27 protein-coding genes are annotated in these 26,610 nt (G+C 44.7%); 14 read left to right on the top strand and 13 right to left on the bottom strand.

Annotated features, from left to right (window positions below):
- Positions 1–336 precede the first annotated feature (336 nt).
- The 4 genes from L3Q72_RS20925 to deoC form a co-directional block, all read right to left on the bottom strand.
- The gene (locus L3Q72_RS20925) at positions 337–1,842 is read right to left on the bottom strand and encodes an FGGY family carbohydrate kinase (RefSeq protein ID WP_275132491.1); all 1,506 of its coding nucleotides are present in this window, start codon (positions 1,840–1,842) and stop codon (positions 337–339) included.
- Between the two features lie 92 nt (positions 1,843–1,934).
- A complete protein-coding gene (locus L3Q72_RS20920) occupies positions 1,935–2,984 on the bottom strand; it encodes an alcohol dehydrogenase catalytic domain-containing protein (protein ID WP_275132490.1) in 1,050 nt (349 codons plus the stop codon).
- 17 nt (positions 2,985–3,001) lie between these two features.
- On the bottom strand, positions 3,002–4,027 hold the full coding sequence (locus L3Q72_RS20915; RefSeq protein ID WP_275132489.1) for a Gfo/Idh/MocA family oxidoreductase: 1,026 nt from the start codon (positions 4,025–4,027) through the stop codon (positions 3,002–3,004).
- 89 nt (positions 4,028–4,116) lie between these two features.
- Positions 4,117–4,803 carry a deoxyribose-phosphate aldolase gene (gene deoC, locus L3Q72_RS20910; RefSeq protein ID WP_275132488.1) on the bottom strand — a complete coding sequence of 229 codons (687 nt, stop codon included), beginning with the start codon at positions 4,801–4,803 and terminating at the stop codon, positions 4,117–4,119.
- Positions 4,804–5,189: 386 nt separating this feature from the next.
- Here deoC and L3Q72_RS20905 point away from each other — a divergent pair, with 386 nt between their 5' ends.
- Together L3Q72_RS20905 and L3Q72_RS20900 are read left to right on the top strand one after the other, a co-directional pair.
- Positions 5,190–5,966 (top strand): DeoR/GlpR family DNA-binding transcription regulator, encoded by a 777-nt coding sequence (locus L3Q72_RS20905; RefSeq protein ID WP_275132487.1) that lies wholly within the window; start codon positions 5,190–5,192, stop codon positions 5,964–5,966.
- A 256-nt stretch (positions 5,967–6,222) separates the two neighbouring features.
- A complete protein-coding gene (locus L3Q72_RS20900; RefSeq protein ID WP_275132486.1) occupies positions 6,223–6,450 on the top strand; it encodes a hypothetical protein in 228 nt (75 codons plus the stop codon).
- An 81-nt stretch (positions 6,451–6,531) separates the two neighbouring features.
- Here L3Q72_RS20900 and galM read toward each other — a convergent pair whose 3' ends face one another.
- Positions 6,532–7,575: a galactose-1-epimerase gene (galM, locus tag L3Q72_RS20895; RefSeq protein WP_275132485.1), complete on the bottom strand. Its 1,044-nt coding sequence runs from the start codon at positions 7,573–7,575 to the stop codon at positions 6,532–6,534.
- 584 nt (positions 7,576–8,159) lie between these two features.
- Between galM and L3Q72_RS20890 the strand changes: the two genes are divergently transcribed.
- Together L3Q72_RS20890 and fbp are read left to right on the top strand one after the other, a co-directional pair.
- Positions 8,160–9,473: an MFS transporter gene (locus L3Q72_RS20890; RefSeq protein ID WP_275132484.1), complete on the top strand. Its 1,314-nt coding sequence runs from the start codon at positions 8,160–8,162 to the stop codon at positions 9,471–9,473.
- Between the two features lie 68 nt (positions 9,474–9,541).
- Complete coding sequence (gene fbp / locus L3Q72_RS20885) at positions 9,542–10,546, top strand: class 1 fructose-bisphosphatase (protein ID WP_275132483.1); 1,005 nt, start codon at positions 9,542–9,544, stop codon at positions 10,544–10,546.
- Positions 10,547–10,747: 201 nt separating this feature from the next.
- Here fbp and L3Q72_RS20880 read toward each other — a convergent pair whose 3' ends face one another.
- On the bottom strand, positions 10,748–11,407 hold the full coding sequence (locus L3Q72_RS20880) for an HAD-IA family hydrolase (RefSeq protein ID WP_275132482.1): 660 nt from the start codon (positions 11,405–11,407) through the stop codon (positions 10,748–10,750).
- Positions 11,408–11,655: 248 nt separating this feature from the next.
- On the opposite strand from L3Q72_RS20880, the gene L3Q72_RS20875 reads away from it, so the two are divergent.
- Both L3Q72_RS20875 and L3Q72_RS20870 read left to right on the top strand, forming a co-directional pair.
- On the top strand, positions 11,656–12,381 hold the full coding sequence (locus tag L3Q72_RS20875; protein WP_275132481.1) for an IclR family transcriptional regulator: 726 nt from the start codon (positions 11,656–11,658) through the stop codon (positions 12,379–12,381).
- A 252-nt stretch (positions 12,382–12,633) separates the two neighbouring features.
- The gene (locus L3Q72_RS20870; protein ID WP_275132480.1) at positions 12,634–13,083 is read left to right on the top strand and encodes a nuclear transport factor 2 family protein; all 450 of its coding nucleotides are present in this window, start codon (positions 12,634–12,636) and stop codon (positions 13,081–13,083) included.
- A 64-nt stretch (positions 13,084–13,147) separates the two neighbouring features.
- On the opposite strand, the gene L3Q72_RS20865 is transcribed toward L3Q72_RS20870, so the two are convergent.
- A complete protein-coding gene (locus L3Q72_RS20865; RefSeq protein WP_275132479.1) occupies positions 13,148–13,804 on the bottom strand; it encodes a pyridoxamine 5'-phosphate oxidase family protein in 657 nt (218 codons plus the stop codon).
- A gap of 95 nt (positions 13,805–13,899) precedes the next feature.
- Here L3Q72_RS20865 and L3Q72_RS20860 point away from each other — a divergent pair, with 95 nt between their 5' ends.
- From L3Q72_RS20860 to L3Q72_RS20845, 4 genes are all read left to right on the top strand, one after another.
- Positions 13,900–15,336, top strand: a complete 1,437-nt coding sequence (locus L3Q72_RS20860) for a PLP-dependent aminotransferase family protein (protein ID WP_275132478.1) — start codon at positions 13,900–13,902, stop codon at positions 15,334–15,336.
- A gap of 148 nt (positions 15,337–15,484) precedes the next feature.
- Positions 15,485–16,036 carry a hypothetical protein gene (locus L3Q72_RS20855; protein WP_275132477.1) on the top strand — a complete coding sequence of 184 codons (552 nt, stop codon included), beginning with the start codon at positions 15,485–15,487 and terminating at the stop codon, positions 16,034–16,036.
- A 75-nt stretch (positions 16,037–16,111) separates the two neighbouring features.
- Positions 16,112–16,954 carry an RNA polymerase sigma factor gene (locus tag L3Q72_RS20850; RefSeq protein ID WP_275132476.1) on the top strand — a complete coding sequence of 281 codons (843 nt, stop codon included), beginning with the start codon at positions 16,112–16,114 and terminating at the stop codon, positions 16,952–16,954.
- A gap of 23 nt (positions 16,955–16,977) precedes the next feature.
- Positions 16,978–17,157, top strand: coding sequence for a hypothetical protein (locus L3Q72_RS20845; RefSeq protein ID WP_275132475.1), 180 nt, complete (start codon positions 16,978–16,980; stop codon positions 17,155–17,157).
- A gap of 47 nt (positions 17,158–17,204) precedes the next feature.
- Here the strand turns inward: L3Q72_RS20845 and L3Q72_RS20840 are convergent, their stop codons facing one another.
- Positions 17,205–17,861, bottom strand: coding sequence for a LysE family translocator (locus tag L3Q72_RS20840; protein ID WP_275132474.1), 657 nt, complete (start codon positions 17,859–17,861; stop codon positions 17,205–17,207).
- Between the two features lie 151 nt (positions 17,862–18,012).
- Between L3Q72_RS20840 and L3Q72_RS20835 the strand changes: the two genes are divergently transcribed.
- A complete protein-coding gene (locus L3Q72_RS20835; RefSeq protein WP_275132473.1) occupies positions 18,013–18,315 on the top strand; it encodes a hypothetical protein in 303 nt (100 codons plus the stop codon).
- 55 nt (positions 18,316–18,370) lie between these two features.
- Here L3Q72_RS20835 and L3Q72_RS20830 read toward each other — a convergent pair whose 3' ends face one another.
- Complete coding sequence (locus L3Q72_RS20830; protein WP_275132472.1) at positions 18,371–20,326, bottom strand: methyl-accepting chemotaxis protein; 1,956 nt, start codon at positions 20,324–20,326, stop codon at positions 18,371–18,373.
- Positions 20,327–20,570: 244 nt separating this feature from the next.
- Here L3Q72_RS20830 and L3Q72_RS20825 point away from each other — a divergent pair, with 244 nt between their 5' ends.
- Together L3Q72_RS20825 and L3Q72_RS20820 are read left to right on the top strand one after the other, a co-directional pair.
- A complete protein-coding gene (locus L3Q72_RS20825) occupies positions 20,571–21,278 on the top strand; it encodes a helix-turn-helix domain-containing protein (protein WP_275132471.1) in 708 nt (235 codons plus the stop codon).
- A 118-nt stretch (positions 21,279–21,396) separates the two neighbouring features.
- A complete protein-coding gene (locus L3Q72_RS20820; RefSeq protein WP_275132470.1) occupies positions 21,397–22,350 on the top strand; it encodes an EamA family transporter in 954 nt (317 codons plus the stop codon).
- A gap of 24 nt (positions 22,351–22,374) precedes the next feature.
- Here the strand turns inward: L3Q72_RS20820 and L3Q72_RS20815 are convergent, their stop codons facing one another.
- Positions 22,375–22,878, bottom strand: a complete 504-nt coding sequence (locus tag L3Q72_RS20815) for a MarR family transcriptional regulator (protein ID WP_275132469.1) — start codon at positions 22,876–22,878, stop codon at positions 22,375–22,377.
- Between the two features lie 105 nt (positions 22,879–22,983).
- On the opposite strand from L3Q72_RS20815, the gene L3Q72_RS20810 reads away from it, so the two are divergent.
- Entirely contained in the window at positions 22,984–24,171 is a 1,188-nt protein-coding gene (locus L3Q72_RS20810) for a multidrug effflux MFS transporter (RefSeq protein ID WP_275132468.1), read from the top strand.
- Positions 24,172–24,242: 71 nt separating this feature from the next.
- On the opposite strand, the gene L3Q72_RS20805 is transcribed toward L3Q72_RS20810, so the two are convergent.
- The 3 genes from L3Q72_RS20805 to L3Q72_RS20795 form a co-directional block, all read right to left on the bottom strand.
- On the bottom strand, positions 24,243–25,025 hold the full coding sequence (locus tag L3Q72_RS20805) for a hypothetical protein (RefSeq protein ID WP_275132467.1): 783 nt from the start codon (positions 25,023–25,025) through the stop codon (positions 24,243–24,245).
- A gap of 332 nt (positions 25,026–25,357) precedes the next feature.
- Positions 25,358–25,579, bottom strand: a complete 222-nt coding sequence (locus L3Q72_RS20800) for a VF530 family protein (protein ID WP_275132466.1) — start codon at positions 25,577–25,579, stop codon at positions 25,358–25,360.
- Between the two features lie 97 nt (positions 25,580–25,676).
- Positions 25,677–26,591: a LysR family transcriptional regulator gene (locus tag L3Q72_RS20795; RefSeq protein WP_275132465.1), complete on the bottom strand. Its 915-nt coding sequence runs from the start codon at positions 26,589–26,591 to the stop codon at positions 25,677–25,679.
- Between the last annotated feature and the right edge of the window lie 19 nt (positions 26,592–26,610).

Raw genomic sequence — 26,610 nt, 5'->3', positions numbered from 1 at the left:
ACAAGATAAGAGGCTAAATAGACAGAAAAACGAACATTTGTGATATAAAAATTACATATTTGCTATTGACTATACATTTAGGTCAAAAACAAACCACAAAGAGGTGATAATTTTTGCAAATGGGATTTTTGAAATGAAAGAAAGGAAACAAAAAAAAGATGAAAGCAGAGGCTTGGAACTTCTACTTTCATCCAAGGTGAGATACCCGAACGAAAAATCGTTATAGTTATCCACATAGCGCGATGCTATGCCAGAGGGACAATTTGGAGTTTATGCCTGTAACTGAAAACTACCCTCTGAAGTTGTCCGGTGCACGACAGATATTCTGTCTTAATTTTAAATATTGTTCAGCTCAACAAAGTAGTCGTTCATATCGTGGCACAGCTTGCTGTACAGGCCTCTGTACTTGTTGTACTTCGCCTTGTTCTCAGCAATCGGCTCATAGGACTGCTTCACTTCGATATGCGCATTAGCCGTTGCTGCGATATCATCAATCGCGCCAATTGCATTACCCGCAAGAAGTGCTGTACCCCATAGGGCTTCATCATGTCGGGACATAATGTCCACTCGCAGGTCACATACATCGGCAATAATCTGTGGCCAGACCGAAGAGTTTGCACCACCACCGATCATCTTGATGGATTCCATCTTAATGTGCGGATAAAGCTCTCTGATAGAGTCCACCGTTAGTGAAATCTCATAAGCATAAGATTCCAGAAGTGAGCGATAGAAATGCGCTGGTTTATGCATCAGAGTGTGACCAAGGAACATACCTTTAATGTCTTCGTTAAACGGCATATTGCTTCCGCTTAGCAGGCCAATACACATAAGTGCATCTGAACCGACAGCGATCTCTTTTGCTTCCAGATCGATTTCAGTGAACTCACGGCCTTCACAGAAGTTATCCTTAAACCATTTAATGATAATGCCTGAACCCGGGATGTACTTATGCAGAATGTAGTTGTTATCCGTTGCATTAAGCAGCGCGTCATAGTTCATTGACTTCAGGTTAGGGATGTACTTGTCAACCAGGCAGCTCACTGCGCCGTAGGAAGAAGCTTCAAATACTAAGTCATTGATCTCTGAAACATTTGAACCAACGATACCGGCAACTTTATCACCAGAACCTGATACCAGAGTAACATCTGGGCTCAGACCCAGCATCTCAGAGTATTCCGGCGCCATAGTCGCCACTTTTTCGTTGGACTTGGTAATACGAGGCAGTTTATCAATTGAGATACCAACCAGGTCACAAAGCCTTTTGCTCCATGAACAATTTGCGATATCGGCCAGTCCTGTCCAAGTGATGAAGGAGCTGTCGATAGTGGTATCTTCCACCTTGCTCTTGGCAAGTTTGGCAATGATATAACTGCTGATCATCATGTACTTTTTGATTTTGGCAGCGTCTTCAGGGAACTCTTTCTCATACCATTCGATTTTTGGTGCCATCAATGGTGAGTTGGTGCCTGATATTTCAACCAGCAGACGACTGTGCTTCTGCAGCATGTTTTTCGCATACGGATAGTAGCGAGTATCCAGTGAACAAGACCATGAAGTGATATCGTTCAGGTTCTCATCAACACCCATAACACCGGCCATCTGACCAGTAAAAGCGATGGATTTAACGTTTGCCGGGTTGTCGATTTTAGTCAGTGCGTCTTTGAAGCAAGTTAAAACAGAATCGAAAATATACTCACCGCTTTGCAGAAATACGCCTGCAGCCGGGTTATCAATTTTCATTTCTTTTGTTGATAGCGCGAGACAATTACCTGAAGTGTCGTAGATACCAACTTTTATATAACTTGTCCCTAAGTCAATCGCCGCAAGAAATGTCGGTTCCATTGACTGCCTCCTTTGTAAGTACAAGATGTTCTGAATTCTTTATATTTTTGTATTTTAGCTCCTCCCCCTTCAGGGGGAGGAGCAATGATCACTTAGTCAAAAGCAATCACATGCTTAAGGCCTTTCGCCGCTGCAGCGTTGTCCAGTGCCTTATCAAACTCATCAATTGAGTAAGTTTCTGAAACAATCAGGTTCAGAGGGATACGCTTGTCGTTTACAAGCTTGCTGCACAGACGGTAGTCGTAAACGCTCTGCTTAGTACAACCGTGGATGCTCAGCTGTTTGTAGTGGATGGTGTTTGAGTTCAGTGGCACCATCTCTTTGTCTTTTGGCAGGCCACCGAAGAACAGGATCTTACCGTTCATGTTCATGTACTCGGTAGACTCAGACTGAGCGATTGCCGCAGGCGCTGCGATGATACTTACATCTACACCCTTACCAGTGATCTTCTTGATCTCTTCCTTCAGATCACCCTTAACAGTGTATACATCAGGGAACAGCTCTTTTGCTTTTGCCAGACGCTCGTCACTCAGGTCAGCAACGATAACCTTAGCAGCACCAAACAGCTTACAAACCATTACGTGCATCAGACCGATTGGACCCATGCCCACAACCAGTACATCGTCACCCGGCAGGATGTTGATTTGCTTCTGGCCGTTGTATACACAGCTCAGAGGCTCAACCAGTGATGCTTCAGCGTAAGAGATTTCATCATCCAGTGGTGCAATGTTGCCCTGCTCGATAGCGAATGCAGGAATGCGAACATACTCAGCAAAACCACCGTCCATTGTTACGCCCCATGCATCATAGTCGTCACAAAGGTGTGTCTGACCGCTTACACAAAGATCACAGGTACCACAGCCGATGTTTGGTGCGATAGCCACTTTCTGACCTTCGAAGTAGCCGCCTTTTACTTCTGAACCTACTTTCGCAATTTCACCGGCAAATTCGTGACCGATGATAAGCGGGTTTTCAGGGGAAACATCTTTGTAGCCGTTTTTGTACATACGTACGTCAGTACCACACAGAGAAGCTGATTTTACTTTTAACAGCATCTCGTTTTCTGCGATCTCAGGAATTGCTACTTCTTCAACCTGAATGTCTAATTTGCCTTTAAGACGTGCTGCTTTCATCATACTCATCTTACTCTTCTCCAAACTTATTCTTTGCCAATGTAGACAGGGCGTTTTTCAAGAAGTGACTTCAGACCTTCCTGAACCAGAATTAGTGCCATCTTACCGTCATGACCGGTAACCAAAGTTTCTGTATCGTTCTGGATTGCTTCAACAAATGCTTTCGCTTCTGCGATATAAGCGTCTTTGTACAGCTTGGTCCATGAAGGCATTGAATCTGTGTGCAGAAGCTTGTCTTTAGTCACAAGTTCTACATTGTTGTTTTTCTGGCTACCCACTTTCGCAATGCCGTGAGTACCAAGAATTTCTGCGCGCGCATCATAGCCATACTGAACGTACTGAGCGCCGTCTACCATACCAAGAACACCGTTTTCAAACTCAAGCAGAACTGCACAGGTGTCGTAGTAATCAGGGTAGTCTGCAGCAACTTCAGGTGAACGGAAGTTACGGCCGATAGCGTGAATCATTTTTACTTCTGAGCCTGCGTACCAGCGTAGAGTATCCAGGTCGTGGCTGTTTACTTCACCAATTGGACCGGCACTGTCTGAGATATCGAACATCCAGGCTTTTGGCTCACTTGGGCCGTGAGTAAGAGATTTGATCATTGTCACTTCACCAACCTGCTTATTGTCGATGATCTCTTTACCCTTCTGGAAACTTTCGTCAAAGCGGCGCATAAAGCCAAGCTGAAGCTTAACGTTATTTGCTTTGCACGCTTCAATCATTGCATCACACTCTTCTGCACTACCCGCCATTGGCTTTTCACAGAATACGTGCTTGCCTGCGTTAGCTGCTGCTACAACGATATCTTTGTGGAACTGAGTTGGAGTAACAACAACGATTGCATCAACTTCATCGTTCTTCAGAACGTCGTTGTAATCTGTGTACTGGTATTTAACATTCAGTTCAGCCTGTGCTGTTTTCAGGTTCTCTTCGAACGGGTCACAGATAGCGATCAACTGAGCATTTGGTACGTTACCGTTGTAGCTTCTTGCGTGGATCATGCCAGCACGACCACAACCAATAAGACATACGTTAATTTTATCTTTCATCTTCATTCAACCTTCGTTGGTTTTAAAACTGATGCCCGATACCTATCTCAGGAAGCTGGCCCGGACATCAGTGATTTATTTGGTATTAATTAAGCTGGAGTAGCCGCCAGTTCAGCTTTTAGTTCTTCAACAATCTTGATACCAGAAGAACTACCGATACGAGTTGCACCAGCTTCAATCATTGCACGGGCATCAGCCAGAGAACGTACGCCGCCAGATGCTTTAACCTGAACGCCAGAGTACTGCTTCATGATTGCAATGTGCTCAGGTTTTGCACCAGCAGTACCCATACCTGTAGAAGTCTTAACGAAGTCAGGCTTCACTTCAGCTGCGATCTTAGATACTTCGATGATCTCTTCTTCAGTCAGGTAGCAAGTTTCGTAGATAACTTTACATACGATGCCGCCTTTACGAGCAACCGCTACAAGAGATTCCATTTCACGCTTGATGTAATCCCAGTCGTGCTCACGTACTTTACCTACGTTAAGAAGGTAATCGAATTCTTCAGCACCTTTTTCAACAGCGTCCTGCGCTTCGAAAGTTTTTGCTTCGATAGTAGTCTGACCCAGAGGGAAACCGATAGCAGCACCAGTCAGTACGTCACAGCCCTGAAGCATTTCACGGCACATTTCTACCGGGTAAGAGTTGATTGCAACTGAAGCAAAACCGTATTCACGCGCTTCGTCACATAGTTTCTGCAAATCTTCCTTTGTCGCGTAAGCGTGAAGGTTAGTGTGGTCAAATAGTGCAGCAAGTTCTTTAACTGTTAAGCTCATCGTTCTCTCCGAGATTTTCATTTAATCAAATGAACACTTTTGTCTTTTTTTGAAAGCGTCCCTTTATCTTCATTTCGAAAACACTATACCCCTTAATTTTCGTTTTGAAAAGCCTAATTTGTGTTTGCTTGTGATATAGGTCAAAACTTTTCTTTTTTTTTGTTTTAACTCGCCAGTTGCGATTACCACTTTTGTATAGCAAAAATAATTAAAAACCATTAAGTTCACCACAACTCCTGATAAAGCACCTATTTTTCATTACACTTCAACAAGATAGATTTACACTTTTGATTCGTAATATATTTTTTATTTGGTTGTAATTAGTAAATAGCCCCCATATAATGAAAACAAATAAAAATAGGTAATTTCAGAGGGGTCTGACCAACATGTCTAAGAAAGTGATGTACGGGGAGCAGCGTAAGCAGCAAATCCTCGGTTTAATAAAAGAAAAGAAAAGTGCAAGTGTAAATGAGCTTGCCCAATACTTTGATGTAACAACCGCAACCATCCGCACAGATTTAACCGAGCTTGAAAAAGCTGGCGAAGTGATCCGGACTCATGGCGGTGCTATCCTGAAATCAGACATTGCTCATGAGCAGTTTTTGAATGAAAGGGAAAACGAAGATAAGAAAATAAAAGTCGCTTTTAAAGCGCTGGATCTGATAGAAGAAGATGACTCTATTCTTATCGACACAGGTACAAGTACAGCAGCTTTTGCCAGAATTCTTGCAAACTCAGACATCAGCAGACTGAGAATATTTACCAACGATTTTGAAATCGCCAAATTGCTGGAAGGTAAAAGTGAATTTGATGTCCACATCTTAGGTGGCCGGGTTCGTAAAGGCTTCCATTACAGTTACGGCGGCACAGCCATTTCTGAACTGAGAAAATATAAGTTTGATAAACTGGTTCTTGCAACCTCTTCACTTAGCTTTGATAAAGGTCTGACAACCTATCACACAGAAACTGCGGATCTGAAAGTAGAGATGATTAACTCTGCCAGCAACAAAATCCTTCTTCTGGACTCAACAAAAATCAATAAAGATTCGTTTGCTCAGTTTGCAGACCTGAAAGAGATTGATACTGTGGTGGTAGATAACGAGATATCTAAATTCGACTATCAGAATCTGTCTGAAAGCATTGATAATGTAATCATTGCTTAGCTCTGCCCCAAAGCCCCCCTCTTTTCTAAAGCGCACTTTTCCTTACCGGAAAGTGCGTTTTTTCATCAATTATATCTAATACCAATCCCAGCTAACTATTGGTATTGGTATGACATCACAAATCATCAAGCATAATTTACATTTTTTATACATTTACAAATATTATTTCAACATTATAATTCACGCCTGATTTCCATTTTTTTAATGAAATCACTATAGATAATTAACATAGTTATAAACGTCAAAGGCAAAAAATATGGTTAGAAAATTTACCCGCGTAGAATTTGAAGGCGGTTCTGTTGTAGTAGTGAAGGATCTTGAGAATAAGGGTAATTTTCAGATTAAAGGCAATAAGATGTCTGGCTTAACCAATATCCTCAACTCACAGCACAGCTCTCATGTTGAGATGGTAGACAAGGTAATCAATGATATAGGTAAAAAAGTAAAAAGAAGACTTTGCCATATCAGCCCTTTATACAGCTAACCACTCCTTTCCCGTAATGCACGATGGGAAACAAAAATGGGCGAGCTTCGATTCGCTCGCCCATTTCCTCAAACCTGAAAATCAAAAACCAAACTTATACTTCGTCCGGTAACGATAGACTTCACCTGGCTGCAGAATAGAATTCTCTCCCGGCCACTCCGGATGGTTTGGCGCATCCGGCAAAAGTTGGGTTTCCAGAGCAATACCTGAATAATCCTGATATTCGCCACCGATACGTCTTGGCGTTCCGTCATTCCAGTTCCCTGTGTAGAACTGCATTGCCGGCTTATCTGTATAGACTTCTAGCGAAATGGATTCATCACGGTTGGTCAGAGTGGCAACCGGCTCTTTCGTGTTCCTTAGCGGATTGAAAATATAGGAGTGATCATACCCTTTCGCCCCTTTTTGCTGCTCATCAGCCAGGAAATCTGTGCTGATCGCCTTAAACTGCGTAAAATCAAAACTGGTATTTTTTACTGCTGCAAACTCATCGAAAGGAATACCATCCGCTCTGGTCGGTAAATAGTAGTTGGCATTTATACGAATCTTATGCTCCCGGCAATCAACACCCTCTTCTGCATTCTCAAGGTTAAAATAAGCGTGATTGGTCAGGTTAACAGGCGTTGGCTTATCACTTGTTGCGGTATAGCGGATAACCACTTCATTATCATTAGTCAGTGTATAGGTAACCGTCGCTTTTAGCTCTCCCGGAAAGCCCTGATCGCCATCAGGTGAAACCAAAGCAAACATAATGCTGTTGTCTTCCAGTTCGGTGGCTGCCCAGCGTCTTTTGTTAAACCCCTCCGGACCGCCATGCAGTACGTTCTCGCCCTGATTTGTCCAGACCTGGAATGTCTCGCCATCAATTGTAAAGCAGCCGTTGGCAATACGGTTTGCAAAACGCCCGACGGTTGCCCCCAGATAAGTTCCGTGCTTTTCAAAATCAGGCATAGAAGACAGCCCCAGTAGCACTTCTTTGCCTTGGTTGTTTACCGGAAGTTTGCAGCTTAACCAGGTTGCTCCGATATCCATGAAGCTCACCTTCATGCCATTTTTGTTTTTAAGCTCGTATATCCTTGCACTTTCACCATCATATGCAGGGTGCAACGTCATTGTTTCAGCCATTTGTTCACCTCGTTTATGTCCTGTCTCCCGAAAAAAAAAGCAGTAACCAAAGAGGTAAACACCTTCTGTAGTTACTGCCTCCCAAAAAAGCTTTTACTTAGTATCGACTCAATACGGAGTAGTGTATCTTTAATTTTTGAAATAAAAATGCAACTTTTATGTATTTTTGATTCTGATCGACTTTTTGAGCATTCATCAGTTGAAGTGGCGAATTTAAGCACGAAAATCTGATCAAAATCATTTTTAAAATGAAACTCGTTCCAACGACTATTACCTACAAATTGTCACTCCGCTTCGCATTTAAGTGTCTCAGATCACAGTTTTTCACCAAATTGCGCTTTTAAGATGAAAAAACATGACCAACAACACAAACAATCAAAAGTTGTGTTTTTCGATGTAAAAAATGCGTATATATTATTTTCGAAATAAAAATTGACGATCGCCGCAAGTCATCCTTTTGCAGAAATAACCAATTTTGACGTTCGATGAACGAGGCTTTCTGAATTACATGACTTTCCCTGCCGCTACCGGATTAGTTACGGGATAAGCCAAACAAAACTACCCTACAAATTAGGAAATGGATTATGAAAAAAGAATTCGATACAAAGTTACTGTTTAGAATCGGTAACCTCTCTATCTTTATGATAGGGCTTGGTTTTGCAGTACGTGCAAACATTGCACCTGATCTGCAAGCGGATATCTACGATAAAATCGATATTATGAGCTCAGCCTCTATGGTGGGTGAGGCGCTGGGCGCTACCTTCATCGGCTTTGCCCTGACACTGCTATTTGGTAGTGCAATGGTTGATAAGGTTGGCATGAAAAACATGCTACTGTTTTCCGCTTTTGGCTACATCTTAAGTACTGGTGGCCTGCTTGCAGCAGCAGTATTACCTGTGACTGACCTGTCCGTGCTGATAGTGTGGTGTAGTCTGTTGCTCACCGGTCTGGGTTGGGGTGCGGTAGAGGCCGCAGCAAACCCTATGATTGCCGCCCTGTTCCCTGAAGAGAAAGCACACCGCCTGAACGTGCTGCACGCCTGGTGGCCAGCGGGCATCGTTGTTGGTGGTTTGTCTGGCGTACTGTTCAGTGCCCTGGATCTACCTTGGCAGATTAACCTTCTGCTACTGTTCCTTCCTGGCTTGCTGATGATTAAGTGGTCTATCGGTGTTGAGTTCCCGGTAACCGAACGTGTTGCAAACGGCGTAAGCTATAAAGATATGGTACTGGAACTGGTTCGTCGTCCACTATATTGGGTGATCTGGGCTTGTATGTTCCTGACTGCTGCATCCGAGCTGGCACCAGGTCAGTGGGTAAACGTTGCTCTGTCTAACATTGTAGGTATGAAAGGTATCCTGCTACTGGTTTACGTAAGTGGCCTGATGTTTGTACTACGTAACTTTGCCGGTGTTGTATTTAAGCACATCTCATCTGTTGGTCTGATGACGGTAAGCTGTGTGTTTGCAGCAGCTGGTCTGTACGCACTAAGTATTGCTGACTCTCCACTACCTGCATTCCTTGCAGCGACTATCTGGGGTATCGGTGTATGTTACATGTGGCCAACTATGCAGGGTATCATTACTGAACGTTTCCCTAACGGTGGCGCACTGGCTCTTGGTCTGCTTGGTTTCGCAGGTGGTCTGTCTATCCAGTTCGTACTTCCTATGATGGGTTCAATCTTTGATACAGCACGTGCTGAAGCAGCAGGTGGTGCGGATAAACTGGCTACACTATCACCAGAAATGATGACAGAAGTAACTCGAATTGCATCAGTTGAATCATTCCAGGCAATCTCTGTGGTACCTCTGATTATCCTGCCTGTCTTCGCTATCATCTGGGTTTACGACAAAATCTCAAAAAAAAACAGCTCAGTAACTGAAGCTAACGAAAATGCATAAGCATTAACACATCAGAAGCCAGCCATTTCCCGGCTGGCTTTTTTTCATCTCAACAAAAAGGACTTATCATGCCCGGCTCACTTTCCCTCGGTGAATTTATAATCGAAAAGAAAAAGGACTTTCCCCACGCAACCGGTGAATTATCTTCTCTGCTCAGCTCTATCGCATTAGCAGCCAAGGTCGTTAACCGCGAAATAAATAAGGCGGGTCTTTTAGATATTTTCGGCGCTACAGGTGATGAAAATATTCAGGGTGAAATTCAGCAGAAGCTGGATTTAATTGCCAATGAAACTTTTAAATCTTCGCTGGAAAGCCGGGATCAGGTTTGCGGTATCGCCAGTGAAGAAGAAGAACAGGTTGTTCTTTTTGACGGCGAACTCAACAAGAACGCAAAATACGTTGTGTTGCTTGATCCGCTGGACGGTTCTTCCAATATTGATGTTAACGCATCGGTAGGAACGATTTTCTCTGTTTATAAAAGAATTTCCCCGGTGGGCTCTCCTCCGACTCAAAATGACTTCCTTCAGCCAGGAAGAGCGCAGGTGGCTGCCGGTTATGTCATCTATGGTTCGTCCACTGTGCTTGTGTATACCACTGGCGTCGGAACCAACGGGTTCACCTATGATCCAAGTCTGGGCAGCTTTTTCCTTTCTCATCCGGATATAAAAATCCCGGAATCCGGCACCATCTATTCGGTCAATGAAGGAAACTATCTGGCTTTCCCGGAAGGGGTGAAACGTTATATCAAATACTGCCAGGAAAATGTGCCTCAGGAAAACCGTCCATACACATCCCGTTATATCGGCTCACTTATCGCCGATATTCACAGAAATCTTCTGAAAGGCGGTATTTATCTCTACCCTGCAACAGAAACTCTGAAGGAAGGAAAACTCAGATTATTGTACGAGTGTAATCCTATGGCCTATCTGGTAGAACAGTCCGGTGGCAGGGCCACAGATGGCGTACAGGATATTCTGGATATTCAGCCGGATAAGCTGCATCAGAGAACGCCGTTTTATGCAGGTTCCAATCAGATGATGGCTGAGATCCACGCTATGCTTGATGCTGTTTAACGCCCGCGTTCTCCCCCCACCTAAATCCCATCAATTCTCGTTCCCACGCCCAGCGTGGGAATGCATATCAGACAAGAATTCTTCTTCAAATTTAAACTGTTACACGAAAAGCATCAGCGTAAAAAGGTGTACTATTCACTCCTATTTTAGCCTCGGTATACATTCCCACGCATGGGAACGAGGCATCCAACTACATTTTTACTACTGGCTAAAAGCTAACCCAAACTGTCCTGAGCTGTCTTTTGTTAACCTAAGATCCGCAATAGAACGGATATGTGCTGAAGCAGGCGGAAGATCTTCAGCTTCAAACTGGCTTAATACCGCCACGGTTTTTGCACCCGCTGCATTTCCTGCATTCAGTCCTGACGGCGCATCTTCAAACACAATGCACTCTTCTGCGGTTAAACCCAGCTCTGTTGCGCCAAGAACAAATGGTTCCGGATCCGGCTTACCTTTGGTAACACGCTCAGGAGTAATGAGCACTGAAGGCTGTGGAATACCAGCCGCTTTTATTCGTGCTGTTGCAACCGGCAGAGTACCGGATGTCACTATCGCCCACGGAATACCATGAGCACTGATCTCATTAAGAAACTCAATGGCGCCTGGCAGAGCCACAACGCCCTCAACATCCGTACTTTCCTGTTTCTGAAGCCAGAGAATCTCTTCTTCTACCTTGTCTTCAGAAACGCCGGCAAGAAACTCTTTAATAGTATCTCCGGCTGGTCTGCCATGATAAACCTTAGACGCTTCAGCAAAATCGATATTGTTGCGCTGACACCACGTCTCCCAGGAGCGATCGACAGCCGCGTTTGAATCCACCAGCGTACCGTCCAGGTCAAAAAGAAGCCCTTTAAACTGCATACTTTCCTCTCATAATTTGTCATCAGTCTGACCATGATAAACAAAAACAAGAGAAAATCACGGTTTTCATTATAAAAATATGAGAACTTTAAAATAACCTGGTTCGATATTATCAAACGCACTGATCGACATACCAAAAGTAACCGGGATACATAGCCTCATGAGCCAGGTTCTCGTTATATTTAGTTATTATTTAATCAATAGAAAACATCTTAGTTTCTTCAGAGGGCAGCTATCGGGCACACAAAATGATTAACGAAACAAAGAGAATACAATCCGTTGAACGCACCTTTCTGATCCTTGAAGCATTGGCAGCATGTGAAAATGCGATCCAGTTGCAGCAGTTATCATCCGAGCTGATGATCAACAAAACAACTCTGCATGGGCTGTTAAATACCATGGCGGCAATGGGATATGTCAGTAACTCAAGCGCGGGCTACAGCCTTGGAATGAGATTAAACGAGCTTTCCCGTTCTCTGGTCTGTAAGTATGACGAGCTGAGGGAACGCTATCTTCCCCTGATTAAAGAAATGGCTTCAACCACAGGAAATACAGCATACCTGGCTGTCCCGTGCGGCAGCCGGGAATACCTTTATATTGAAGCCGTGGAGGGCGAACACCCTCTGACCATAAGAAGCCCACGCGGAAAAAGGGAAGGACTGACAACATCAGCAATTGGTAAGCTATTTCTGGCACTGGATGAAGAGCAGGATCTCAGACGCAGCCTTCGCAAGGCGAGCATGCTTGACGCCCCGCTGGAACAGAAGCTGGATCAGATCATCCATCAGGGTTACTCAATAGACCATGGCGGCGCACAGGAAGGACTGAGCTGTATGTCAATTCCCCTGTATCAAAGTGGAAAACTGGTTGCAGCAGCAGGTATGAGCGGCTCATCACAGGAATTAACAACAGAAAAATTATCCCACTATGCACATATATTCAAAAAATTATCTATTAACCCAATAGATTCTTAAATATAAGTCTTGTAACTCTAGATTAATTAAATAGCTTTAACTGGTAATATAACTACCAGTTAAAGCTATTTTTATTTAAAAACATTTTCGGTCACTCATTATCATAAAATAATTCGGCATTATCAAACCACATTTAAATACATGAAATTTTATTTATTTCATCCGATTAAAAGATTATAAATATAAGCGAGCCAGACAACTGGCAAACTTAAATAGAGACAATATAAAATAATCCAATAAGGAATCCCTACAATGAAACTTAGACATTACTTCGCGGCACTGGTACTCGGTTTATCTGCATTCTCAGCATCAGCTGCATCTAAAGCCCCAACAGGCCAGGTATGGCAGGAGCATATCCAGGCATGGGTAGATCGTGACCTTGACGGAATTGCCGTTCACTACGACAAAGATTCTCTGATGATCGTAAATAACATGATGTTCAGAGGGCCAGAAAAAATTCGCGGTGTATTTAATTACCTGTTTAAGCGATTTGACAATGGCTCAAATGCAATAGATCCGGCAATCGTTGATGACCGTACTATTTATATTACCTGGAACTTTACACCTTCTGAAGAAAATGCACCAATCTACGGAACCGATACTTTCTTTGTAGAAGATGGAATTATTAAAGTTCAGACGATTGCATCAAAGCTATACAAAAAACCAACGTTATTGCTGCTAGGTGGTGAAGAACAAAAATAATAACTTCACGAACTAATTTAAACTCAGTGGAAACTAATACCACTGAGTTTAAATTATCAAGAAGTTACGCTTTCCAACGCGATCCGTAAGCCGCACTATAATCAGGAAGACAAATACCTTCCGGCAGATCTTTCACCGCTTCCAGCGGTCCAACCTGAGTTCTGTACGGCAGATAGCCAGCCCAGACAGGTAAGGTCATATCTCCCGCATCATCATTTACCTCACCATTGCTGACTTTGACTGATGCCTCATTCAGCGGTATCCGTAACACCATTGTGGCGGTCAGCTCCCGCTCACCGCTCAAGCGGATCTGTTCGGTTCTTCCGGGTGCTATCTGCTCTATAAAGTGATTGAGCACCCGGTCTTTCTCGCTCATATCCTCTACAGATTCAAATGCACCAAATACAACGGCCGAGCGATAGTGCGCGCTGTGATGAGCTGCCGCACGAGCCAGAATCCAGCCATCAAATAAAGTGAAGGTCAGGCAAGTTTGGCCTCCCGCCTTCAGCGTTCTAAATAACCGGCTATTGTTTGCACCGTGAATATAAACAAACTCATCTACCCGCCAGGCCAGAACAGGAATAACCACAGGGCCAGACTCCTGGTTGATTGCAATATGCGCGACCAGACTTTCGTCGATAATCTGGAAAAGATGCTCTTTCTCAAATTTCGCCTTATGCGCACCCTTTTTAACTTCTGTTCTTTTTGTCGATGAAAGCATCACAGTCCTCCTCATATCTGCCTGTCTGGTTGCAATCTACCGTCAAACTGGTAAGTTTTTTGGATCCGGTTTGTACAAAGTGAGAGATCCAGTTAATGCAACTTATCGATATTGGCGACCTTGCTCTGAGCTCAGAAGAAGGTTCAAAGCAGCAGAGTTTGTTTCTCTCCGTCCAGAATAAAATTGTTTGCGGTCTTTGGCCGAAGGGAGGAAAGCTACCCTCTACACGAAAGCTGGCTCAGGCTCTGGCATTGAGCCGGAATACGGTTATCAATGCCTATGAACAACTTGCGGCTGAAGGCTATATCGAAAGCAGAGCAGGTTCTGGATATTATGTTGCCGTTGAATTACCGGAACAGTATCTGGCAACGGATATAACCCAGACTAAAATCAGCTCAGCTTCCCCGGTTTTAGATATCAATACTTCCTTTGCTCCGGGCGTCCCTGATCTTGGCAACTTTCCAGCCGCAAAATGGCAGCGTTTACTGCAACGGCACGCCTCACGGATATCACTACTTGGCAATCAGGATATTCAGGGGGATGCTCAGTTACGTTTAGTCCTTTCAGATTACCTTGCCAGCAGTCGATCGGTTCACTGTGATCCGGAACGGATAATTATTACCACCGGAGCCCAGCAGGCTCTGTCTCTGGCACTAATGACGCTACTGAACCGCACAGACACCATATTGATGGAACAACCGGGTTACGCTCAGGTCCGGAAGATTATCGACTTGCTCAAACTCAGGTATCAGCCGGTACCGGTAAAAGAACACAGTGGTCTCGATCTGAATACTGTATTAAGCAGCAGTGCCAAAGCGCTTTATGTTACCCCGAGTAATCAATACCCCATGGGCACCACACTTAACACAGAGCAGCGAATTAAGCTGATCGAATGGGCAGCAGAAGGAAAACGCTGGATTATCGAAGACGATTACGACAGTGAGTTTCAGTTTGCCCACCGCCCATATACCAGCTTGCAGGGACTGGCCGGTCAGATGGGGCTGGATGAGCACATCATCTACATAGGATCGTTTAGCAAGGTGATGTTTAACGGGCTGCGGCTTGGTTATGCCGTGGTACCGGAATCCATGGTAGCTCAGTGTTTAGCGGTTAAAGATGCACTCACTGGCAATTCACCTGCCCATACTCAGGCCGCACTGGCTGATTTTATTGCCGAAGGGGACCTGCTCAGGCATATCAGGAAAATGCGCCGCTTGTACAAAGCTAAACATCAGAGAATGCTTGAAGCGATTAAGCATCACTTTGATGAACACGTACAGGTAATAAGCCAGGCCGCCGGGCTGCATATCACCTTGAAGTGGTACGGAGGGATAGATGAAAGCACATGGACAAAACGAGCCAGTGAGGCAGGAATAATCATCCGCCCGCTAAAATATTACGAGCCTGAAAACTGCCCTGAAAGAGACTGGCATGGCGCTGTTATGGGCTTTGGCAACGTTGCAGTTGAAGAGATAGAGAGCAAGGTTAAGACGCTGGCGCAGTTGTTCTTTGTTAACAGCACCTCTCGGTAAAAACGTCAAATCACTCACCAGGCCCTCCCTATAAGAAAACGGGTACCTAACTGTAAGCGCACTAATTCCAAACTTTATTCTCTCCCCCCGTCACAGTTTTTTTTCTAATCAGTCTAAATAGAAAAACCAACAATCTTGAGGGGACAATATGAACCAGCACCTAACAGGCTATGTGATGGCTGCGCTGACTATACTCTATGCATTATCAGGCTATCTGATGCTTCAGCGGAACAAACGGGATAAAGCCGAGATAATATTAACCGGATTTCTCGGTGGGTTCGTTCTGATCGCAGGAGCGATAAAACTGATTGATCCATTTGCCACGATGTTCTTTAACCAGATTGCGGTAAGCCCGAACCCTGTGCCTGGGTTAACCAGATGGCTTGGTCAGTCAGGGGAGATCAGCATTGGTATTCTTATGCTTGTGTTAGCTCTGTGCAGGTCAAAACTCCCACAAAATCTGGCGCATTATGTCTTTGTTCTGGCTCATGTCGCACTGATAACTATTGGAGTGGCCGACTATAGCGTTCAGTATTTCTACGATATTACGACAATCATCCTGCCGATTGACTTTAAACCTCAGGTGCTTGGCATTTTGCTCATAGCATTAGCATACAGAAACCTGCGTATACACTGGATTAACCAATACAAAGATCAAAGGAAAAGCGTGCACAAACGACATTCCAGTTATCATCTCTGATTTTTTTCGCTTTTTTGTGTCACACTTTTTTCCTGAAAAAGTCTAAATAAAAAACAGAAGCTAAAAGGCGAATCAATGAGTTCAAATCTGGAGCAAAATGTCAGGCTTGCAAAGAGCGGTGATCAAGAGGCACTGGATGCAGTGGTATGCAGCATCAAAGACAATATTTATGGTTTAGCGTTAAGGATGTTGGGCCATCCTGAAGATGCCGAAGACCAGACACATGAAATATTGATTAAAGTGATTACGCACCTGAGTGACTTTCGGGAAGAGAGTGCTTTCAACACCTGGGTATATCAAATTGCCTGTAATCATCTGCTCACAAAACGCAAGCAGATAAGTGCGCGCCCTGAACTGACGTTCGACTCCTTTGGAGAAATCATTACCACCGTCACCATCGATGCACCTCCCTTAGAGGTTTCCGACCCAGAAAGAGGGCTCCTACTGGAGGAAGTCAGGCTCAACTGTATGCAGGGCGCTTTGACCTGCCTGGAAAAGGATGTGCGGGTTGCTGTCATACTTGGTGAAACCTACGGCGTTACGAGCAAGGAGGGAGCGTTTATATTAGGGATCACTCCGGAAGCATTCCGGGCCCGTCTCTCCCGTGGCAGGAAGGCGTTGCAGAAGTTTATGACGAACCACTGCGGTTTAGTGAACAAAAAGAACGCCTGTAAATGTCATCAGCATGCTGCCGTCGCCTTAAAGCAAGGTAAAACCTTTTCTAACCAGGACACAATCCTCAGAAAAGACGTAGCGGAGAAAGGCAGAGAAGCGTTGCTGGCTCATTTAAATGAGTTTGCAGAAATCGACCGCACCATCGAGATGTTTCGTCAGTACCCGGAATACCAGTCCCCGGAATCATTTTCTCATATTGTAAGCGGCTTGATTGGCTCCGGAAAATATAACGTTTTTAACTAACCACTGTTGTTTGGAGATCCATTATGAAAAAGCATAACTGTGAAGAATGTAAATTTAGAGGAAAATACGACCAAAATCCGAACTCCCTTTCTGGGAAGTTATGGCGCTGGCATATCAATTTTTGTCCGGGCTGGAAAGCTTACATGGCCTCACTTGAAGATGAGAAGAAAAATGAAGTGCTAAAGAAATACCACCTCAGCTAACCTGAAAGCAAAGAAGTGCAGATGCACACCAGAACGGACAGTAACACTTAAACTAACGAAGAAACCGACTGATATAAGATTGTTGCCCCGATGGCAGAAAAGACAAACCCACACAAGCCATCAATATAGATTGTCACCGCATGCAGTCTCTTCTGCATGCGGGCAGTTGAAAGCCCCCAGGCCAGAAAAGAAAACCAGGCCAGCGCAAGTACCCACAGAATAACCAGCGCGATCCCCTTACCGGTTACCGACATTGAGGCAGGCACAAGGCTTGACATCAGACTGACAAAAAACACTAACGCCTTAGGGTTAAGGATATTGGTCGTTAAACCACGGGAAAATGCCTGGCGTTTGCTGGTCAGCAGCAGCCGGGATGACATCTCGCCCTGTTGCGTCTTAGGTAGTCTGACACGATGCCAAACGCTTTTGAGCGCCCCCGAGCCAAGGTAAGCTAAGTAGCTCCCGCCAGCCAGTTGCAGCAGGGCAAATAAAGTAGGCTGCTGGTGAACCAGGTAACTGATCCCGGTTAAACTCAGTATTGAATGAAGCAGAATGCCGCAGGACAGGCCAAGAGCAATATAGAGCCCGGTTTGTCTGCCATGATGAGTTGCATTCTGGACAACCAGAGCGAAATCCGGCCCCGGACTTAATAAGCCAATAAAATGCACTGTGGCAAGGGTTACCAGAATTGTCCACTCACTCATCTTGTTTCTCTATTTCTCATCCGGGTCAATAAGAATTTATTCGCCGGCATCACTACTTTGGTCGCTAATTCTAAATCGGATTACTGTTTCTTTCAAAGAAGACTAGAATTATAAAGGACAGCTATTTCCATTGTTCAAAATGGGGGTAAAAATGAACAAGTCAGAAAAAATCGGGGCGGCACTGGAGATATTATCCAGTGAAGAATCTATTCGGGAGTTGGGCACCACATCAGCAGAACTTATGGCTATACGAGACCGAATCAATACTGTTATCACCGAGCTGGAAAAAGCCGAACTCAGCATCGGGCTCTATGAGGTATGTGGCAGACAGTTCAAAGAACCGGTCAAAGGTCCGGCGTCTTCAGAGCTGCAATCCGAGATTGATATACACAACGAACACACCGGCGACAACAAGAGAAAGAGTGACTATCTCATCAATGTTATTAACGCATAATAAAAGGCCTGATTCAGGTTAATACCAGAATCAGGCCTCTTATTAGTAGGGCGTTCTAAACCTTAAACCGTGACGTGATTTCACCAATTTGTCCGGCCATCTGCATCACATCTTCACTGGCGTTATGCGCCTCACTGGCGGCGCTCATGGTTTTTTCAATCGTATTGCGAATTTCCGTCATATTTTGCGTGACTTCACCAGCCGCAACAGATTGCTGAGATACCGCCGTTGCAACCAGGGTATTCATTTCAGAAATTTCGTTTATGGTTTGATAGATAACTTCCAGGGCCTGGTCTGTTTGATTGGATTTATCCACCGTATCATTCGCCAGATCAGTGCTGGTTTCCATCACACTGACCACTTCCTGGGTTCCTTTTTGCAGGCTGTCGATAATCTTTTGAATTTCAGCGGTGGATTCCTGTGTTCTTGAGGCCAGTGTCCGCACCTCGTCCGCGACCACAGCAAAGCCTCGTCCTGCTTCACCTGCCCGGGCGGCCTCAATGGCGGCATTCAGAGCCAGCAAGTTTGTCTGCTCTGAAATAGAGCCGATGACATCCAGAACCGAAACAATGTCCGCGTTCTTTTCTTCGAGATTTTTTATTGCAGACATCGAGCTTTGCATACCTTCTGCCAGCGTATTCACTGACTCCAGTGCGTGTTTTAATACGTCCCGGCCTTCTGTTGCATGCGCCATACCCTCTCTTGATTTATCTTCTGAACGCCTGGCCAGATCAGAAACTTCATTAATGCTCTGAGACATCTCTTCCACAGCGACAACGATCTGCTCTGTGGTCTGTTTTTGATAAGCCACAGTATTCACGTTCTCAGAGGCAATACTGGCACTGCGTGTTGCCGAGTCGGTAAGAGAACGGTTGGTATCAACCAGGGTGCCGATAACTGTCCGTAACCGGCCATTCATGCCGCAAATAGCTTTATAAATACCCGAATCACTCTCTTTTACAACCAGATTCTGGCTAAGATCGCCATCCGCGACTTTATGGGTAATTTCTGCGATATCATTCGGCTCACCACCAATAGGCTTTCTGATCACCCGAGGCATAAACACAGCGATAGCTGCGCCCAACAAAAATGCCGACAGAGAAGTAATAGTGACAATGAATAAGCCGTTTTCAGTATCAGTCTGAACCTTTGGTCCAAGCGCATCCTGCTCCCCTTTCACCGACAGTTTCACTTTCTCAATATCGCTCGCGACAATGGGTCCGATAGTATTCAGGGTATTGTCAATCAGGTTATTCCGGCTGAGAATCGTCTCCTCAACACTATTGAAAGCGGCAACATATTTAGAATGGCTATCAGTGACCTGTGCCAGCAGAGCACGCCTTGCCGGATTCTGAAGGCTGGTATCAAGTTTATTCAGGAAAACCGGCATCTTATCTGAAAGCTCTTGTTTCGCTCTTCCGGCATCCTCGGAGCTATTAGTTACCAAATATTTGGTTACGTACAAACGAGCAAGCAAAAGGTGTTCTTGCAACTGCGCAGCGTAAAAGGAAGCTTCCGCATCGTTATCATCGTAAGCCGATATAATAATGTCTGACAGCGCCTTTCTCATGCTAAGGCCGTTCGGATCCAACTGCTGCTTTACTATCTGATTTCGTTCTCCAAACAGTTTAACAACCTGTTCAAAACCATGCTCATAGTCGTCAACTTCAGAAACAATGTTCTTTACCAGTGCCGCTCGTTCTGGTTTCTGGATCTCTCTTTCTGCTTCGTTCAGGAAATCAAACATTTTGGACTTACGCTCTTCATACTGAGCAACGGAAGTGTCTGACTGCGTATTAACATAATTAAGAACAGCTAATCTCATCATCAGCATATTAGCCTGAACCCGGCCCGCAAGGTTGGTATCTCTTGCCAGTCCCCTGTACTCGACAAAATCCTCATTTATCCGGTTAAATCCAATCAGAGATGTAATTGAGATCACTGCCAATAACATCAAGACAAGACCGAAAGAAACGTATAACTGCGTATTTAGTTTTAAACGACTTAGCATAACAGAAAACCTTTACCCCATATGTGACCAAGCGAAAGAGCAGTTCAGTGGCACCACCTGACTCTTTATGCATGTTAGGTGCTAATTGTTGATTATGCTATTCTTTTGTAACAAATAAGTATCTCAGTTGTAACTTTATGATGACTATATGATGTGCATCAAATGATTAGTCAAATTTATCAATGAGAATCTTTTGATATATCCAAAGCCGTATTAAAACCGACAAACGTTTACCTATAAATCCATGGCCAATCTAATATCTATCCGCTCCTACAGCCGCCAGCGAAAAGGGCACTCTCACAGCTTTCACCAACTGGTACTTCCACTGCGTGGAGTGATTAATATTGAGGTAGGCTCTTTTTCCGGAAAGGTCACGCCCGGAGAGTGCGTTGTGGTGAAATCGGGTGAGATGCATCATTTTGATGCTGACAGCGAAGCCCGGTTTGTGGTTGCGGATCTGGATAATCTGCCTGAACAAATCGCTGAATCTGACACCATTGTCTTGTCTATAAGCTCGCCACTTTTACATTTCCTGAACTTTGTAGAAGAACAATTGAACTATCAGGTTAATAAGGATATTGAAGGTCTGATGTTTGATACTTTTTATCAGCTTATGGCGCAGCAGCGCTTAGTCAAACCGGTTCAGCCAAGGATACGGAAAGTTCTTGAGTATATGGAGGCTCACCTGTCGGAGGTGCTTTCAGTCACCATTTTATCCGGTATCGCTAACCTGAGCCCGACTCAGTTTAAAACCGTATTTAAGCAGCAGACCGGACAAACCGTCACTCAGTACATAACCAAATTGCGTATGGAAAAAGCGCAGGCGCTTTTGCTTCATACCGACTACCCGGTCCAGATCGTTGCCGAGACCGTGGGCTACACAGACCTGACCGCATTCAGCCGGCGCTTTTCAAAGTACTTTGGCATGCCTCCTTCTAAGTTTTCGAATTAATTAACCTCAGCTCGGGATAATTGCGTCCCGCAAGCAGAAAAAACCGTCCAATCAGCAAAATATTATGCATAAAAGAGTAATAAAATAGCCCCGATTTCAATAGCTCACCGGGATTTTTATGCTTAAAAATAATGCTTCATTAAGTGGTGTAATCAGTATTGTAGTAGCCTGCGTTTTCTGGGGAACAACCGGCACAGCAGCAAGCTTTACACCAAATGTCAGCCCGCTGGCAACCGGCGCTTTTTCCATGGGTATAGGTGGCGTTTTGTTAGTAATAAGCTCATTAAAACACTTATTTCGAGATAAGGAGCGCCTGCTTTCTCAGCCTAAAATGCTGTTAGCCGGGGGCTTATCCGTTGCCGCTTATCCGCTGGCCTTTTATAGTTCCATGAGACTGTCCGGAGTGGCTATCGGAACTGTGGTATCCATCGCCAGCGCGCCTTTTTTCACTGTATTGCTTGAGCGTCTGATAAGCAAAAAAACCATCAGCCTGCAATGGATAATCAGCTTTATTTTTGGCGGACTTGGCATTGTATTTTTAACCGCAGGAAAACAGAGCGAATCAGGAATCAACCCGGCAGACAACACTCTGTACTGGGGGATCCTGCTGGGTTTAATCGCCGGACTGACCTATGCCACCTATTCCTGGGCAGCAAGGCAGATGATAGAAAAAGGCATCAGCTCAAATTCTTCCATGGCGAGTATGTTTGGAATCGCAGCCCTTTTTCTTCTGCCGTCACTGATGCTTACCGGGGATAACCTGCTTACGGGCCCGGTAAACACCGCAGTCGCAATTTATATGGCCGTCATACCTATGTTTTTGGGCTATATCTGTTTTGGCTTTGCGCTCAGGCATATCGAGGCCAGTAAAGCGACCCTGATAACGCTTTTAGAGCCGGCCATTGCAACGATATTTGCCATCACCATTGTCGGTGAGAAGTTTTACTCAATTGGCTGGATTGGTATGTTGTTTATCGGTATCTGTCTGGTGTTGCAGGTCGTTAAGCTACCTGCAAAAACAAAAGAATCTGACTTCAGACGATTTGACGATCATATCAGCGAAAACTTCTGATTTGCTTCGCCAAAATAAAGACCTTTAACTATTCTCATGTTGTTCCAGTGCATTAAGCAGTTTGGCCAGCAAACTATCGAGCAATTGCTCTTCTTCTGAAGAAAACGTATTTCTCAGTATGCGGTGATTTTCCTGCACTTTAACCACGATTTCTTCTATTGTTGCTTTGCCCTTTTCTGTTAACTGAACCAGTTTGATTCTTCCATCTTCTGCAGAAGCACTTCTGGACACCAGCTCTTTATTTTCCAGCCGGTAAAGAGCTTTTGTCAGACCTCCGGAGCTGATGAGCATATAATCCATAATCTGAGTTGGTTTCAGCAAGTGAGGAGGAGGACTTCTTCTTAGTGCTGTAAGTAAACCAAAGTCAGCGCCTTGCAGCCCGTATTCAGTCATTATTTTGCTACGCCTGGTTTCATTGACCGACTGAATTTTATCTATACGTGGCAGAACCGTAGCCATCTCCTTATAGGCTTCAGGCCAGTTTTCCTCCATCAGGGAAAGGAAGGTTTCAAACTTCTCAATTGTCATTTTCAGATCTTCAGTTATTCAATGAAGCACAAATATATCTTGCCAGAAAGATATATTCAACCTAAGATATCTTCCTAGCAAGATAAATTTAAGTGAGATGTAATTATGTCTAAAGGACATTTTGTCGTTTTGATGGCAATGATTATGGCCGCCGGCCCATTTGCTGTAGATGCCTACCTGCCGGGGATCCCGTCTATGGCAGAGTATTTAGGTGTCGGTGTTGACTCCGTTGCCACCACGGTAAGTTTTTATATTTTCGGAATGGCATTAGGCCAGTTAATTGGAGGCCCGTTTGCAGACCGCTTTGAAAAACGCAGCATTATTATAGGCGGCCTTGTTTTATATGCAGCCAGCTCATTGATTATTGCTTCGGCAAGCGATCTGCACGTCATTCAGATTTCCCGGATACTGCAGGCTGTTGGTGGTGGATTTGCTGGCGTGTGTATCGCCCCTCTGGTAAGAATGCGGGAAAAAGGCAATGCCGCTGCCAAACTATTTGGCCTGATTGCCTTAATTATGGTTCTTGCACCGGCTATCGCTCCCAGTATCGGGGCATTAATCCTGCTTACCGGAAAGTGGCAGAACATCTTTTACTTTACCGCTGCTTATGCACTGTTTGTTGCAACACTGGTGGCAAAATCGCTGCCTAAATGTCCGCCTAAGGCTAGCCAGGAAAAAATCCCTGCATATCGTCGTTACCTCCAGGTAATGCAGAACCGTGTAGCTATGCGCTATCTTCTGGTTCAGGCCTGTGGCTATAGCGTCATGATGGTGTTTGTCACCAATGCTTCTTTTATCTATCAGGGACAATATGGCCTGAGTGAGCAAATATTCGGACTGGCATTCGCGGCAAACACTCTGGTTAATGTGCTGGTAAACAGGAGTAATGCAAAGCTTTTAAACTCTCTTGCCGCACATAAGCTACTGAGAGCCGCGATTGTATTTCAGGCCTTTTTTGTATTCGCACTGGTAATCTTTACCGCTATCGAAGTATCTGTGTATGTATTCGCACTGGGCATCATGGGAGCAGTCGGCATGCTGGGCGCAATTATGCCCAACGCCAATGCTTTGTATATGAGTCAGTTTAAAGAAAATACCGGCTCAGCTTCAGCACTTTTGGGGGCAGGACAATTTCTGGCCGGAGCTCTGATGGGCGGACTTACCACGCAGATTTATAACGGAACCCTGTGGCCTGTGGTTTTGGTTATGCTCTCGCTGGTAATAATCTCAAACATAGTGCTTCCCAAAGAAGTGGAAAAAGCTCCTTTTGCTGATATGCAAAAGCAGACCTGATTTACCAAAGCGCCTGATCGTTAAATGCAGAAACACACTGGGATTCACCGGCAATGGGTTCCAGCTTATCTTCAGTTAACGACTGGGCCTTTCAGTGTAAACAGCGTCTCGTAATGGTTCATATTAAAAAAGTGCTGATACGCGATATCAAACATATCAAGTTCCAGCTCAATACTGCCTCTGTTCAGATCCTTTAACAGGCCGCTTAGCTTTACTATTTCATCTCTGTTCATAACCCGCGGAGCAAAATATGACAGCGTGACATGAGGTCTGAACCCGTAATCAAGATAAACCACTTCATCGAAAAGACGATAAAGGTTAATCAGTTTATTGAAGTCCTGCTCAGTTTTAGGTTTAAAACCCAATAAAACCGATATATTGAGGCAGGGGTAAACGCTGCTCGACACCATTTTTATTTTTCTTTGATCTGGGTGCAGCTCTAAGTAGTGCCAGATCCTTTTCATGACCGCTTTTACCTTGACTTCATTCAGCGCGATCTGACTTGTTATCTGCAACTCTGACGGAGAATTCGACAAATCATGCAGAGTAAGGTGCAACTGCTTTCTATCAAGGGGAACCGCAAGCATTTCCTGTAAAGCAGTAAGGCGCTCCATCACACCGCCAATTCGCTGACGGGCCTCTTCAGGAAGTATGAAAACAACAGTGTCGCCATAAAAAGGAGCCAGTTCACCGTTGTTCCTCACTTTGTGCTTAAGAGAGTCAGGAACGCTCCAGTCGGCGGTTGCAGAATCAAGGTATTGTAGAGCTTCACTTTGTTCAATGTGCAGAGTATCGGTGTACTCAGCATACGATAAAGGCGGATCAAGAGGGGGAAAGTTTGGGAAATGGGGCATAAGCGGGCTTCTTATTCTGAATCTGTTCAGAAACCATACAACTAAAGAAGCCGTTTAACCTTAGCAGCTGTCACATAAAGAGCTTTCCAGCTGGTAGCGGGCCGCGGTGTTTACTTTTCTGTCATCGAAATTGATTTCAGCGAAAAAGCACGATAGAAAAACAGCAGCCAGCATGATCTTAAATAACATAAATCTTTAAATTCCGTTCAAAAGAGGAAGAATTAGCCTACAGGCCGGGCGGTCCCTCTGTCCACTAATGACAGAATTAACAGCCTGTTTTTTTGAACTGTCTCCTCTTCGCGCGGTATCAGACTCAAACAAGCTGTACTTTCCTATTTGCAGAAGGTATCAATATACAGTGCTTCAACCTTGTCTCTTGCCCATTGGGTCCGACGTAAAAACTTCAAAGACGACTTAATTGACGGATTATTGTAGAAGCAGTTGATCTGTATTTGTGCGTCCAAACCTTCCCAGCCATAGTGTTCCTGTAAGCGCACAAGGATTTTTTCCAGAGTTAAACCGTGTAGTGGATTATTGGGTTGCTCTTGGCTCATATTTATGGGTATTCCTGCAATGCTGAAGATGAAACGCGGAGTTTACCAGAATCAGTAATGGAAGATATCGAAACCTGTTGCTCCGCTAACAATGAGTTTATTTCTGTATCAGCCTGGCATTCTCTATCAGAAAATCAACAAGCACCCGGATCCTGCGGGCTTTCTGACTATTTTGAGAAAAATAGAGATAAAGGCCAGGATATTCATACCAATGGGAACGCAGGACGGGAACAAGTGTTCCCTGGTCGAAATACTTTTCCACCAGGGGGGTAAGGAAACGACCGATACCAATACCTTCGATCGCCGCATCTATGATGATATCCGTATCGTTAACTATCATCGCACTTGGCATTTCTACGGTAACCGTGCTGCCGTTTTTCTCCAGCATCGTCGGCGCAAGCCGGTTAGAGGAACCAAACCGGTATTGAATCAGCCTGTGTTGTTCCAGATCCTCTAACGACTGAGGCGTACCATACTTCTCCAGGTATGAAGGAGAAGCAAAAAGCGCCTCCTGAATTGGCGGGGTTAGCTTCCGGGCAACCAGCCCTTCTTCAATTCGGTCTCCGAAACGAATGCCTGCATCAACGCCTTCTTTAATAATATTAATGGAGGCTTCAGAGACAGATATCTCCAGTTCGATATCCGGATACAACCGGCAAAACTCGGGAAAGATCGGCCTTATTACGCTCTGATAAACAAACCGGGGCACTGTCATGCTCACTTTTCCAGAGGGAGCGTTACTGAGGTCATGTACCCCCTCCAGAGCATAATCCAGTGTTGCAATCGCTTCAGTGGTGTTCTCCAGCAGATACTTTCCTGCTTCTGTCAGGCTCATCTGACGGGTGGAACGGTTAAACAGCGGCAGACCAAGTTTAGTCTCCAGCAGCTTGAGAGACTGGCTGATAGAAGGCGCCGCCATTTCAAGCTTCCGGGCCGCACCCCGGATACTCCCTTCTTTTGCAATGGTATGAAATATCACTATCTGGTTATAGCTGGCACCGGCACCTTTCATCGTTCCACCTCAGAGACTT

This window comes from Vibrio sp. JC009 (assembly GCF_029016485.1).
Lineage (GTDB): Bacteria > Pseudomonadota > Gammaproteobacteria > Enterobacterales > Vibrionaceae > Vibrio.
The sequence above is the reverse complement of the archived record's forward strand: the minus strand, read 5'-3'. Positions and strand labels throughout refer to the sequence as shown.